This is a genomic window from Micromonospora sp. WMMC241 (assembly GCF_027460165.1).
In the GTDB taxonomy this organism is placed as follows: domain Bacteria; phylum Actinomycetota; class Actinomycetes; order Mycobacteriales; family Micromonosporaceae; genus Micromonospora; species Micromonospora humi.
The window spans coordinates 3,505,610-3,518,850 of the sequence record NZ_JAPZBF010000001.1; the positions used below are offsets into that span (position 1 = coordinate 3,505,610).

11 protein-coding genes are annotated in these 13,241 nt (G+C 73.9%); 2 read left to right on the forward strand and 9 right to left on the reverse strand.

The window, feature by feature from the left end; translation table 11 throughout:
• Nucleotides 1–55: 55 nt before the first annotated feature.
• Together O7598_RS16300 and O7598_RS16305 are read right to left on the reverse strand one after the other, a co-directional pair.
• Nucleotides 56–1,813 (reverse strand): thiamine pyrophosphate-binding protein, encoded by a 1,758-nt coding sequence (locus tag O7598_RS16300; protein WP_269692186.1) that lies wholly within the window; start codon nucleotides 1,811–1,813, stop codon nucleotides 56–58.
• Entirely contained in the window at nucleotides 1,806–2,930 is a 1,125-nt protein-coding gene (locus tag O7598_RS16305; protein WP_269692187.1) for a baeRF2 domain-containing protein, read from the reverse strand. Before O7598_RS16305 ends, O7598_RS16300 begins: the two co-directional genes overlap by 8 nt.
• Before the next feature lie 144 nt (nucleotides 2,931–3,074).
• On the opposite strand from O7598_RS16305, the gene O7598_RS16310 reads away from it, so the two are divergent.
• The gene (locus O7598_RS16310) at nucleotides 3,075–3,623 is read left to right on the forward strand and encodes a hypothetical protein (protein WP_269694888.1); all 549 of its coding nucleotides are present in this window, start codon (nucleotides 3,075–3,077) and stop codon (nucleotides 3,621–3,623) included.
• 47 nt (nucleotides 3,624–3,670) lie between these two features.
• Here O7598_RS16310 and O7598_RS16315 read toward each other — a convergent pair whose 3' ends face one another.
• The gene (locus tag O7598_RS16315; protein WP_269692188.1) at nucleotides 3,671–4,018 is read right to left on the reverse strand and encodes a DUF3817 domain-containing protein; all 348 of its coding nucleotides are present in this window, start codon (nucleotides 4,016–4,018) and stop codon (nucleotides 3,671–3,673) included.
• Between the two features lie 224 nt (nucleotides 4,019–4,242).
• On the opposite strand from O7598_RS16315, the gene O7598_RS16320 reads away from it, so the two are divergent.
• Nucleotides 4,243–5,721 (forward strand): glutamate--cysteine ligase, encoded by a 1,479-nt coding sequence (locus tag O7598_RS16320; protein ID WP_269692189.1) that lies wholly within the window; start codon nucleotides 4,243–4,245, stop codon nucleotides 5,719–5,721.
• Nucleotides 5,722–5,769: 48 nt separating this feature from the next.
• Here the strand turns inward: O7598_RS16320 and O7598_RS16325 are convergent, their stop codons facing one another.
• The 6 genes from O7598_RS16325 to treY all read right to left on the reverse strand — a co-directional run bounded on the left by O7598_RS16325 (nucleotide 5,770) and on the right by treY (nucleotide 13,239).
• A complete protein-coding gene (locus tag O7598_RS16325) occupies nucleotides 5,770–6,669 on the reverse strand; it encodes a hypothetical protein (RefSeq protein WP_269692190.1) in 900 nt (299 codons plus the stop codon).
• Nucleotides 6,670–6,829: 160 nt separating this feature from the next.
• Entirely contained in the window at nucleotides 6,830–7,438 is a 609-nt protein-coding gene (locus tag O7598_RS16330) for a DUF6518 family protein (RefSeq protein WP_269692191.1), read from the reverse strand.
• An 86-nt stretch (nucleotides 7,439–7,524) separates the two neighbouring features.
• On the reverse strand, nucleotides 7,525–8,205 hold the full coding sequence (locus O7598_RS16335) for a maleylpyruvate isomerase family mycothiol-dependent enzyme (protein WP_269692192.1): 681 nt from the start codon (nucleotides 8,203–8,205) through the stop codon (nucleotides 7,525–7,527).
• Nucleotides 8,206–8,389: 184 nt separating this feature from the next.
• The gene (locus O7598_RS16340) at nucleotides 8,390–9,079 is read right to left on the reverse strand and encodes a hypothetical protein (protein ID WP_269692193.1); all 690 of its coding nucleotides are present in this window, start codon (nucleotides 9,077–9,079) and stop codon (nucleotides 8,390–8,392) included.
• 129 nt (nucleotides 9,080–9,208) lie between these two features.
• Entirely contained in the window at nucleotides 9,209–10,942 is a 1,734-nt protein-coding gene (gene treZ / locus O7598_RS16345) for a malto-oligosyltrehalose trehalohydrolase (protein ID WP_269692194.1), read from the reverse strand.
• Nucleotides 10,939–13,239 (reverse strand): malto-oligosyltrehalose synthase, encoded by a 2,301-nt coding sequence (treY, locus tag O7598_RS16350; protein WP_269692195.1) that lies wholly within the window; start codon nucleotides 13,237–13,239, stop codon nucleotides 10,939–10,941. The genes treZ and treY overlap by 4 nt, the downstream gene beginning before the upstream one ends.
• Between the last annotated feature and the right edge of the window lie 2 nt (nucleotides 13,240–13,241).

The following is a 13,241-nucleotide window of genomic DNA, read 5'->3' on the forward strand; positions in this document are numbered from 1 at the left end:
GCGGGACCTCCCGGGGCCGTCGAACGCCTGTTCGCAGTGCCCCACCCGGGTCCGGCTAAACGAGGTCCTCCGCCGCGATGGCCTCGGTCTGGATCACCCGCTCCCGCACCCGCCGGGCCGCGTCGCCCTCGGCCACCAGGCCGCGCAGGTCCGCCAGGGCCGGCTCGGGCACGTCCAGCGGCACGGCCGGGTCCACCACCGCCTCCAGCACGCTGGGGCGGTCCGCCGCGAGCACCTCGTCCCACGCCGCACCGACCAGGTCCGGCCGGTCCACCCGGACCCCGTGCAGGCCGAGCAGCCTCGCCCAACCGGCGTACGGCACATCGGGCCGCCGGTCGACCGACGCGCCCGGTGGGCGACCGCCACCCACGCCGGACTGGTCCCGGTTGTTCAGCACCAGCACGACCAGCCGGGGATCCGGCCACTCGGTCCAGTGGTGCGCCACGGTGATCAGCTCGGCCAGGCCGTTGAGCTGCATCGCCCCGTCGCCGAGCAACGCCAGCACCGGCTGGTCCGGCCGGGCCAGCTTGGCCGCGACCGCGTACGGCAGGGCGCAGCCCATCGAGCCGAGCGTGCCGCACAGCCGGGCCTGCACGCCGGGCGGCAGTTCCAGGTGCCGGGCGTACCAGTAGACGACCGAGCCCACGTCGACGGCGACCGCGGCCTCCCGCGGCAGGCGCGCGGACAGCTCGCGGAGCACCAGTTGCGGGTTGACCGGTTCGGCCGGGGCGTCGGCACACTCGGCGGCGGCGGTCCGCCAGCGGTCCACCGCGCTCTCCACCACGCCGCGCCACTGCGTGTGGGGCCGCTCCGGCACCCGGGCCAGCAGCGCCCGCAGCGTCTCTGCGGCGTCGCCGACCAGCGGCACGTCGACCGGGTAGCGGGTGCCGATCCGCCGCCCGTCGATGTCGATCTGGATCGTGCGGACCTGCCCCGGCAGCGGGAACCAGTCGGTCCACGGGTCGTTCGTGCCGATCATCACGAGCGTGTCGCAGCCGCCCATCAGCTGGGCGGCCGCCGTGGTGCCGACCTCGCCGAGCACACCGGTGTGGAACGGCAGCCGCTCGTCCAGCACCGGCTTGCCGAGCAGCGACGTGGCCACGCCCGCGCCGAGCCGGTCGGCGAGCGCGACGACCTCCTCGGCCGCGCCGTGCGCCCCCTGGCCGACCAGCAGCGCCACCCGCTGCCCGGCGCCGAGCAGCGAGGCGGCGGCGTCCAGGTCGGCGTCGTGCGGCAGCACCCGGGCCAGCGGCTCGCCGGGCGTGGCGGTGACCACGCCGGCGGTCTGCGGCAGCAGGTCCGGCACGGCGGTCACCTGCAACGCCCGGGGCAACACCACGCAGGTCGGGCTGCGGGTCGCCGCCGCGGTGCGGAAGGCCTGGTCCAGCAGCGCCGGCACCTGTTCCGGGCTGCGGCCGTAGCGGACGAACTGGTTGCACACGTCGCCGAAGAGCCGGCTCAGCCCGATCTCCTCGTGCGCCCCGCCGAGCGGGCCGCTGACGTCCTCGCCGATGATCGCCACCACCGGCTTGCTGTCCAGCTTGGCGTCGTAGAGGCCGTTGAGCAGGTGCACCGCACTGGGACCCTGGGTGGCCAGGCACACCCCGATGCCGCCGGTGAACTTGGCGTGGCCGGTGGCCATGTAGGCGGCGGTCTCCTCGTGCCGGGCCGGCACGAACGCCGGGTCGCCGCCCGCGTCGTCGAGCGCGGTCAGCAGCGGGGCGAGCGCCGCGCCGGGGTAGCCGAAGGCCCGCGGCACCCGCCAGGCCCGCAGGCGCTCGACCACCAGGTCGGCGACGGTACGGTCAGCCATCGGCCCGCCCTGGGGTGCCGGCGTCGACGTAGCGCAGCACCGCACCGACCCCGTCGGTCAACTCCGGCGCCTCCTCCGGCGCGAGCACGGTCAGGTCCGCGTCGGTGCCGATCAGCGCACGCAGCAGCGCGGCGTCGGCGCGTACCCGCTGCGGGTCGGCCACCGACATGTCCGCCAGCTGGGCCGGGTCGGTGGCGATCTCGGTCGGCTCGGGGCCGACCCACAGCTCGCCGTCGGCGGACGCGTCGTCGACGATCAGCATGGTGTCGACCTGGTTGCGTTGCAGCGCGGCGACCACCGCGTCGAGGCCGGCGCCGACGTCCTCCTGCACGCCGAAGCGGTCCAGCGCGGCGGCGATCCGGCGGTCGGCGACCTCGGCGACGGTCTGCACGGTGAGGTCGTCCATCAGCGTGTCGTCGGCGCCGCCGGTACGCGCGCCGGCGTCCGTGCGGACCAGCACGTCCTGCCAGCGCTCCGGAAGCTGGGCGGCGATCATGCCGGTGGCCCGGATGTCCCCGGCCACCACGACCACGTCCGCGCCGACGCGCTCGGCCAGGTCGGCGGTGGCGGCCGCGGCGTCGCCGGCGTTGTGGTGCCAGGCCTCCATGGCGGCGCGCTGGTAGCGGGACTGCGACCAGCCGCCCGGCTGCACGCGGCGCAGCTGCCGGCTCTGCCGGCCCGTCACGTGGGCCCGCCGGGGCACGCCGCCGGCGCTTACCGCCATCGCGTCCGCGCCGCTCCGGTCGGCCAGCACGCGTACCCAGGCGACCTGCTCGCCGCGTTGGGCGACCAGCGGCATGGTGTGCGGCAGCGCGGCCCAGGTGGCCAGGTCGCGCAGCGGCGGCGCGGAGAGGTACTCGGTGAGCACCACCCGGCCCCGGCTGGCGAAGACCGCGATGCCGTAGTCGCCGGGCATCGGCTCGTGCCGGCGCACCACCTCCTCCACCGCCTCGACGGTGACCTGGTCGGCGCCCTGGGCCAGCAGGTCACCCTTGAGGGCCCGCCAGCGCAGGTCGACCTGCGGGCGGGAGTCGTGGGTGTCCCGGGAGGCGTCCAGGTAGACCGAGCACCAGGGCCCGGGACGGTCGTAGAGCGGGCGCAGGAAGGACAGCTGCATGCTCGACCCCTTTCCAGCTCGGCCGCACGCATACCCGCACCCCGGCCGATGTCACCTGCACCCCGGACCGGGCCGTGACCGCCGTTCATTCACGTCGTTCAACCCGAAGGATCGATACCATCTGTGCACGCAACGGAACTCTCGGTGGTGAACATGGACACGGACCTGCACATCAGACGCCCGGCGCATCCGACCGAACGCGTCGTCACCGGCCGCCTGGTCCGGCTGATGGAGGGCTACGCCCGCGAGGTACGCGTGGGCCAGCCGGTGCTGGTCGCGGTGCTGACCGCCGCCGGGGTGGTGGGGCTGCTGCTGCGGGTGGTCCGCGCGCTGCTCAGCAACGGCGGCGGGGGCGCCAAGCGCAGCTTCAAGGACCTGAAGAAGGGGCCCGAGTTCCTGGTCACCCCGGTGCGGGTCCGCGACACCACGGACCGGTTGGTCGAGGTGGAGCTGCACGGCCACCTGCCGCAGAGCGCACTGCACCCCGGCGACCACGTCCAGCTCACGCTGCGCGCCCAGCGCGACGCCGACCTGCCGCCCCGGATCGAGCGGATCGTCAACCTGACCACCGGGCAGCTGCTCACCCCGCGTACCGCGACGCTCTGGTCGCACCTGGGCCCGGCGCTGCTGCTGCAGGCGCTGCTCGGCGCCGCGCTCGTGCTCGGCGTCGCCGCCTGCTCCGCGCTGACGTGAAAGGAGGGGCCCCCTCTTAACGTTTTCGGCAGAGGAGGGGGCCCTTCTTAACCACCGACACCGGTGAGGGTGCGCTCGGCAGGCGCGTCGGTGGGGGCGTCGAGGAGGCCGCGGCGGCGCGCCCAGCGCTCGAACAGCACCGTGGCGAACGGGGGGACGGCGCTGGCCAGTGCCAGCCCGGTCCGCACCAGCGACCAACGGCGGCGCCGGGCCACCACGAGGACCAGCAGCCCGTACGCCACGAAGAGCGCGCCGTGGATCGGGCCGAACACCTGCACGCCGATCTCGTTGCGCGGCGGTCCGTACTTGACCGCCATGCCAGCCAGCAGCGCCGCCCACGAGCACGCCTCGGCGATCGCCGCCACCACGAACGCCCGGATCCACCCGTCGCGCATCAACGCTCCCCCTGTCGCAGCCGGCGGCCATGGTATCCGCCCCAGCTGGGACCAGGCGTTAAAAGGGGCCCCCGCCTATACCTGAGGCGTTAACAGGGGGCCCCTCCTTGCACCGGTGGAGGGTGAGCGGGCGCCGTTGTGGGTACAGGAAAGGTCCTTCGGGCCTTTCCTGACCGGCCGCTCCGTGCCAGGTTGGGAGAACCAACGGTGACAAGGCGGTGACCATGGGCGAGGACGTCGGCGCGCGCACCTTCAGCCGGGAGGATCGGGCCCGCTACCGCGAGAAGGTGCGGCGGTGCCTGGACGTCTTCGCGGAGATGCTGCGCGAGTCCCGGTTCGACGTGGAGCGGCCGATGACCGGGCTGGAGATCGAGCTGAACCTGGTCGACGACGCCTTCGACCCGGCCATGCGCAACGCGGACGCGCTGGAGGCGATCGCCGACGAGGCGTTCCAGACCGAGCTGGGCCGGTTCAACGTGGAGATCAACGTGGCGCCGCGCCGGCTCGCCGGCACCGGCACCGCCCAGTTCGAGGAACACGTGCGGGCCAGCCTGAACGCGGCCGAGCAGAAGGCCCGCACGGTCGGCGCGCACATGGTGATGATCGGCGTCCTGCCGACGCTGCGTCCGGAGCACCTGACCGCCGAGACGCTCTCCACCAACCCGCGTTACGCGCTGCTCAACGAGCAGATCCTCGCCGCCCGGGGCGAGGACCTGCCGATCTCGATCAGCGGGGTGGAGCGGCTGGCCACCACCGCCGACAGCATCACGCCGGAGGCGGCCTGCACCAGCACCCAGTTCCACCTCCAGGTCAGCCCGGCGCAGTTCGCCGACTACTGGAACGCGGCCCAGGCGGTCGCCGGCATCCAGGTGGCGCTCGGCGCGAACTCGCCGCTGTTCTTCGGCCGGGAGCTGTGGCGGGAGACCCGCGTCCCGCTGTTCCAGCAGGCCACCGACACCCGGGCGGAGGAGATCAAAGCCCAGGGGGTACGCCCGCGGGTGTGGTTCGGCGAGCGCTGGATCACCTCGGTGTTCGACCTGTTCGAGGAGAACGTGCGCTACTTCCCGGCGCTGCTGCCGGTCTGCGACCCGGAGGACCCGGCGGCGACGCTGGCCAGCGGCGGTGTGCCGAAGCTGGCCGAGCTGCGCCTGCACAACGGCACCATCTACCGCTGGAACCGGCCGGTCTACGACGTGCTGCGCGGGCGACCGCACCTGCGGGTGGAGAACCGGGTGCTGCCGGCCGGTCCGACCGTGCTGGACACCGTCGCCAACGGCGCGTTCTACTTCGGCCTGGTCCGGGCGCTGGCCGAGTCGGACCGTCCGCTGTGGTCGCAGATGTCGTTCAGCGCCGCGGAGGAGAACTTCAACGCGTGTTCCCGGCACGGCATCGACGCCCAGGTGTTCTGGCCCGGGCTCGGCTACCTGCCGGTGACCGAGCTGGTGCTGCGCCGGCTGCTGCCGATGGCCCACCACGGGCTGGACCGGTGGGGGCTGGACCCGGCCGAGCGGGACCGGCTGTTGGGCATCATCGAGCAGCGCTGCCTGACCGGCCGCAACGGCGCGACCTGGCAGGTGGAGACGCTGCACCGGTTGGAGTCCGCCGACCACCTGGACCGCCCGGACGCGCTGCGCGAGGTGGTTCGCCACTACGTCGACCTGATGCACAGCAACCGCCCCGTCCACGAGTGGCCGATCCCCTGATCCGGTTCGGAGCCGTCCCCCGGCTTCGGGGGACGGCCCAGGTGCGATCTACGCGGTCGCGCAGATCGCGTACGACGTCAGGTTCCAGTTGCCGGCGAAGGGGTCCTCCTCGTAGGCGCCCGAGGTGACGGAGGTGGGCGCGGTGACGTTGCTGCCGTTGGGCCGGAAGTCGTCCACGACCGCCTCACCGGTGGCGCCGTTGACCGCGTAGCCGGCCCCGGTGAGCACCTTGCCCGCCGGGCAGGGCGCGACGGCGCTGCGGAAGTCGCTGGAGTTGGTGGCGCTGGCCACCGACGCCCGGACCAGCCCGGGAAGCCGGTTGGCGCAGATCGCGTAGCCGGTGACCCGCCAGCTGCCGGCGAACGCGTCGGCCTCGTACGCGTCCACGACGACGGCGGTGGGCGCGGTGCCCGGTCCGCCGTTGGGCCGCAGGTCGTCGACGACCGCCTCACCGGTGGCGCCGTTGAGCTCGTAACCGGTGCCGGTGAGCACCTTGCCCGCCGGGCAGGACACGATGGCGCTGCGGAAGTCGTTCGAGTTGTTCGCGCTCGTCACCGACGCCCGGACCAGCCCGGGAACCGGGTTGGCGCAGATCGCGTACGCGGTGACGTTCCAGTTGCCGGCGAACGCGTCGGCCTCGTACGCCCCCACGGTGACCGCGGTGGGCGCGGTGGCCGGCCCGCCGTTGGGCCGCAGGTCGTCCACCACCGCCTCGCCGCGAGCGCCGTCGATCTGGTAGCCGGTGCCGGTCAGGACCTTGCCGGCCGGGCAGGTCGCGGTGACGGTGCGGAAGTCGTTGGAGTTGGTGGCGCTGACGGCGGAGATCCGCACCAGGCCGGGTACGGCGGCGGAGGCCGGGGTGGCGGGGGCGACCACCACGACCGCGGCGGTGCCGCAGAGGGCGAGGGCGACCGTGGCGTGCCGCCAGGGTCTGGTGTGCTGGGACATGGGTTGCTCCTGTTCCCTACCCGGCTGACGCCGGGCTGCCGACTTGACGGCTTGACGTTAGGTAACAGTGCGACCAGGCATTATCCATGATCTGACTACGCTAAGTAATCACCACTGACCTACCTTGACCGGAATATCCGGCATACCATCACCCTCCCCGTCAGCCGGCGGCGGCGGCGAACGCGAACGCGCCGACGACGGCCAGCGGGAGCGCCACGGCCGTGGCGAGCAGCCGCCCCCGCAGCGTGCGGCCGACCAGTTCCAGCAGCAGCGCGGCGAGCCCGAGGTCGATGGCCACGTTCCACCACGCGCCCGGGTAGCCGGTGCGGGCCCGGCCGGCGAAGCGCAGCGCCTCCTCGACGAACACGGCCGCCGGCAGCGCGGTCGCCACCACCTCACGCCATCCGGACGTGCGCGCCCAGACGCCGGCGACGCCGAACACCACGCCCGCGAGCACACCGGACGCCATCCAGAGCAGTGCCGTCGGCGCGACGACGACGGCCAGGTCGTCGCCCTGGAGCAGCGTCGCCGCCAGGTAGTAGCTGGGTACGGCGACGACAAGCAGGACGGTGGCGGCCACGGCGGCCCGCAGCGCACCCGCCCGGACCCACCAGCCCAGTGCGAAAGCGGCGACCGCCCAGGTGGCCGTGGAGTTGCCGAGTTCGGCGAACGGGTACGGCACCCACTTGATCCAGACGAAGTCGAGGAAGCCGAGCAGGAAGCCGACGACGGGGGCGGCCAGTGCCAGGGTGCGACGTGCGGGGGGCATGGCCGACAGCATACTCAGTATGCTGTCCGCGCAGCGCCGTCAGGGTCGCCGCCGCCACCGGGTGACCAGGGCGTCGTCCGACAAGGTCACCCGGTGGCGTCCTCCCGCGACGCCGGCCGGCCGGCCGGGGCGCTGCGCGCCCGCAGGGTGGGCACGCCGGGCCCGGTGAGATCGTCGCAGTACGCGGCCCGTCCGGCCATGGCCATGGTCAGCGCCAGCGTGGTGCCGCTGACCAGCGGGCCGTCCCCGGCGCGGAACGGCCCGTCGGTCGCCGCCACCCGCAGTCCCGCCAGGGCGGTGCGCCCGGCCACGGTGAAGTCCCGCCCGGCGAAGAAGCGGGCGACCGGCGTGACGGCCTCGACCGGCGGAGTGCGGCCGAGGCCGAGCGGGCGGCGGACGTCCTGGGCGTGCACGACCACCTCGCCGAGCCACGCCTCGGTCGGGCCGAACGTCGACGTGGTGCTGCCGATGACGCGGCGGAACCGTTCCAGGGTCTCCGCCGGGTCGGCGCCCCGGTGCTCGGCCAGGCGGCGGTCGTTGTGAAGGTCGAAGTCGAACCGGGCGCCCAGCACGCTGACCAGCCAGCGGACCCGGCCGACGCTGGCCGCCGCGGTGAGGTGGGCGACCACCTCCTCCACCGTCCACCGGTCGCACAGCGAGGGGCGTGCCCACTGCGCCGCGTCGAGCCCGGCCAGGTCGTCGGCGAGCGCGGCCCGCTCGGCGTGCGCGAGCGCCCACAGGTCTGCGCGGGAAAGCGTGTCGGACACGGAAGCCTCCAAGGGGTCGAGCTGTCCCTGTGAGGACCGCGCTCCGGCCCCGGACTCATCGGCGCGGCGATCAGCGGGTCGGCTGACGGGCCACCGACCTTCGCGATCGAGGCACCGACCGCATGGCGACGATCGCCCCGCGACCGGAGTGGTGGCGGGGCGATCGTCGTGCGATCCGGCCGATCTACGTCAGCGATGCCTTGACGGCGTCGACGGTGCGGATCATCTGCTCGTACCGCTCGAAACCCGCGGCGACGGCGGCGAGGTCCACGCCGCATTCGCGTTGCCGCTGCCGCAGCAGGTCCTCGTCCAGGTCGATCGGGAACGCCACCGGGTCGAGCCCGGTGGCCCAGGGCACCTCGTCCTCCTCGATCCGGAGCCAGCCGCCCTCGTCATGGACCAGCACCCCCTCGCCGACACCGCGGGTCCACTGGTCGAACAGCGGGGCGAGGCTGACGGCGGCACGGACCGGATCCGAGCCGTCCGGACCGAACTCGAACCGCCAGATCTCCCCCTCGTGCTCGCCGGCCAGCACGAAGTTGTAGATGAGGTTGTGAAAGTGGAACAGCGGGAGTTGCTGCCGCCACGGAAACGGCGTACCGACCGACATGTGCAGACCGTCCAGCGCGTCCACACCGGGTGGCCACGGTTCCAGCCACCCGCCGTCCGGCAGTATCTGCAGCTCGCGCCACGGCTGCGCATACAGCCACGTGAGTTGCTCCGCGACGTGGTCGACGCCGAAGATCCGGTACACCTGCTCCGGCGGCGGGCCGGCCGGCTTCTCCGGCTCGTCGGGCCAGTCGAGGCCGGCTGCGCGCGCCGCGGCACGGTAACGCGCCACGGCGGCGCGCAGCACATCCAGGTCGTCAAGCATCAGGTGGTTCCCTCGGGAGCAGACGCGCACCCGACCCAGGTGTGGCGGGCGCATGCTGGTGGTCCAGGAGGTCGCCGGGCCGGTCCTCCGGGTACGGCGGCCGGCCGGTCAGACCCCGCACCGCTCGGGTCAGAGCGAGACGATCGCCGCGCTCTCCGCCGGCAGCTCGATCCCGTCGCGCATCACCGTGGCCCCCTCCGAGGTGGCCAGCAGCACCCGACGCACCACGCCGGGCAGGTTGACCCGCTGCGGCCGGTCGGCCAGGTTGGCCACCACCAGCGTGTCGCCGCGCCGCATCACCAGGAACTGGTCGCCGTGGCGCACCTCGACCCGGTGCAGCCGCGGGTCCGACAGGTCGGGCCGCGACCTGCGCAGCGCGATCAGCCGGCGGTGGAACTCGTACATCTCGCGGTGTTCGGGTTTGTCCAGCTCCGCCCAGTCGAGCCGGGACCGCAGGAAGGTCTGCGGGTCCTGCGGGTCGGGCACGTCGTCGGTGGCCCAGCCGTGCGCGGCGAACTCGCGCCGCCGGCCGGTGGCGACCGCGACGGCCAGTTCCGGCTCCGGGTGGCTGGTGAAGAACTGCCACGGCGTGGTGGCGGCCCACTCCTCCCCCATGAACAGCATCGGGGTGAACGGCGCGGTCATCAGCAGCGTGGCGCCGACCCGCAGCATCCCGGCCGAGAGCGTGGCGGAGATCCGGTCACCGGTGGCCCGGTTGCCGATCTGGTCGTGGTTCTGCAGGTAGGCCACGAACCGGTGACCCGGGGTGCGCTGCCGGTCGACCGGTCGACCGTGGCTGCGGTTACGGAAGCTGGACCAGGTGCCGGCGTGGAAGAACGCGCCGGTGAGCACGTCGGTGAGGCACTCCAGCGAGCCGAAGTCGCCGTAGTAGCCCTGCCGCTCGCCGGTGAGCAACGTGTGCAGCGCGTGGTGGGCGTCGTCGTTCCACTGGGCGTGCAGGCCGTAGCCGCCGGCCTCCCGGGCGGTGATCAGCGTCGGGTCGTTCAGGTCGGACTCGGCGATCAGCGACAGCGGCCGACCCAGGGCCGTCGACAGCGACTCCACCTCGACGGCCACCTCCTCCAGCCAGTGGGTGGCGCGGCCGTCCGGCATGGCGTGCACGGCGTCCAGCCGCAGCCCGTCGACGTGGTAGTCACGCAACCACATGAGCACGCTGTCGACGATGTAGCGCCGGACGCCGTCGGAGTGCGGGCCGTCGAGGTTGACCGTGCGGCCCCACGTGTTGCTCTGCTCGGTGAGGTAGGGCGCGAACCGCGGCGCGTAGGCCCCGGAGGGCCCGAAATGGTTGTAGACGACGTCGAGGATCACCCCCAGCCCCTTGGCGTGGGCCGCGTCCACGAACCGTTTCAACCCGTCCGGCCCGCCGTAGGGCTCGTGCGGGGCGTACCAGCAGACCCCGTCGTAGCCCCAGTTGTGTTCGCCGTTGAACGCGTTGACCGGCAGCAGCTCCACCAGGTCGACGCCGAGGTCGACCAGGTGGTCGAGCTTGGCGATCGCCGCGTCGAACGTGCCCTGGGGGGTGAACGTGCCGACGTGCAGCTCGTAGAGGACGCTGCCGGGCAGTTGCCGCCCGGTCCAGGCGGTGTCGGTCCAGGCGAACGCCGCGTGGTCGTACACCCGGCTGGGGCCGTGCACGCCGGCCGGCTGCCAGGCCGAGCGAGGGTCGGGCAGTGCCTGCTCGTCGTCGTCGAGCAGGAACGCGTAGTCGGTGCCCGGCCCGGCGTCGGGCGCCTCCACCCGCCACCAGCCGTCCCGGTCGGGACGCAGTTCGTGGTCGGCCGCGCCGGGCAGGCGCAGCCGCACCCGGGCGGCCTCGGGCGCCCACACCGTGAACTCGGTCATGCGGCGGCCTCCACAGGGTCGGTGGGTGCGAGGAGGGCGACGGGATAGGTGCTCAGCAGATCATCCAGGAGCAGCTCCCCACCACTGTAGACCCGACCGGTGAACACGTCGGTCACACCATGAACGGGAAGTGACAGGGTCGTGTCCCGCCAGCCACCCTCGCGGGCCAGCCGCAGCGGCAACCGGGTCGCCACCGCGATCGCGCCGCCCCGGTCGAAGGCCACCGCGTGCGCGCCGGCCGGGCCGCGCGTCGGCACCGGCCGGTAGCCGTCGAACAGCTCCGGGCGGTCGCGGCGCAGCCGCAGCGTGCGGGAGACCACGAGCAGCTTGGCCGCGCCGTCGGCAGCCACCGCCGGCTGCCAGCCGGCATCGAGGCGGGCCAGCACGTCCCGGCGTACGGCGAAGTCGACCGGGCGACGGTTGTCCGGGTCGACCAGGGAGTTCTCCCACAGCTCGGTGCCCTGGTAGGTGTCCGGCACCCCGGGCATGGCGAGCTGGACCAGCTTCTGCCCGAGCGCGTTGGACCAGCCGGCCGGGGTGATCTCGTCGGCGAACGCGGTGATCTGGGCGTGCAGCTCCGGGTCGTCGTACATCCGGTCGACCAGGGCGTGCATCTCGTGCTCGAAGGCCGGGTCGGGGTCGGCCCAGCTGGTGCTCACCGAGGCCTCCCGGGCGGCCTTCTCGGCGTACCCGTGCAGCCGGTCCCGCTCCACCGGCCAGGCCCCGACGGCGGTCTGCCAGAGCAGGTGCGCCAGCGCGGGGTCGGCCAGCGGCGCGCGGGACATCCAGTCGGTGACCCGCTCGGCCCAGCGTCCCGGCATCTCGCTGAGCACCGCGAGCCGGGCCCGCACGTCCTCGCCGCGTTTGGTGTCGTGGGTGGAGAGGGCGGTCATGCTCGCCGGCCAGCGCACGTGTCGGGCGGTGGCGAAGCGGTGCAGCTCGGCCGGCGGCACGCCGAAGTGGGCCGGGCTGCCGCCCACCTCGTTGAGCGCGACGAAGCGGCTCCACCGGTAGTAGGCGGTGTCCTCCACGCCCTTGGCCATCACCGCGCCGGTCAGTTGCGGGAACCGGGCGGCCAGCTCGTGGCCGGGGTCGCGCAGGCGGGCGGTGACCTCGTCGAGCACGCGGGTGAGGTCGGGGCGCCGCCGGCCGGCCTCGCTGCGCGCGGCGGCCAGGTGCCGGGCGCCCTGCGGGGGGTAGCCGCGGTAGACCGGGAAGCACGCGGCCAGCTCCGCGAGGGCGGCGCGGACCTGCTCGCCGGGCAGTTCGGGCACGAGCGCGGCGAGGCGGGTCAGCTCGGCGGCGAGCAGCCGCGTGGCGGCCTCCAACTTGGTGGCGTGGGTCAGGTCCTCCCAGGAGGTGTGCCGCCCGGTGACCCGGCCGTCGAGCGCGGTGAAGTCCGCCTCGGCGTCCGGGTCGACGAAGAGTCCGCACACCGCGGCGAGGGCGTCGTAGCCGGTGGTGCCGTCGACCGGCCAGTCCGGCAGGTCCTCGCCGTACTCCAGGATCTTCTCCACCACCAGCCAGCGCTCCGGGGCGGCGGCGCGCAACCGGGCCAGGTAGCCGGCCGGGTCGCGCAGCCCGTCCGGGTGGTCCACCCGGATGCCGTCGACGTCCCCGGCGTCGACCCAGCGCAGGATCTCCGCGTGGGTGGCGTCGAAGACGCCCGGGTCCTCCACCCGCAGCCCGGCCAGGTCGGAGACGGCGAAGAACCGACGGTACGTCAGCTCGGTGTCGCCGCGCCGCCAGTCGACCAGCTCGTAGTGCTGCCGGTCGTGCACCTGCCGCGGCGTCCCGTCGCCGGTGCCGTCGGCCACCGGGAAGCGGTGCTCGTGGTAGCGCAGCTCGCCGTCGACCAGCTTGAGGTCGTCGAGCGCCTCGGGAGCGTCGGCGAGCACCGGCAGCAGCAGCCGGCCGCGGTCCCAGTCGATGTCGAACCAGCCCGCGTACGCCGAGTCGCGCCCCCGGCGCAGCACGTCCCACCAGGCCGGGTTGGCCGCCGGCCGGCCCACCCCGGCGTGGTTGGGCACGATGTCCACGACCAGGCCCAGCCCGGCCGCGCGCAGCGCCCGGACGAGCCGCTGCCGACCGGCCTCGCCGCCCAGCTCCGGGTTGACCGCGCGGTGGTCGACCACGTCGTAGCCGTGCTGCGAGCCGGGGGTGGCGGTGAGCAGCGGCGCGGTGTAGAGGTGGGTGACGCCGAGCGCGGACAGGTAGTCGGTCAGGTCGGCGGTGGCGTCCAGGTCGAAGCCGGGCCGCACCTGCACGCGGTAGGTCGAGCGGGGGGTGTCGGGCATGG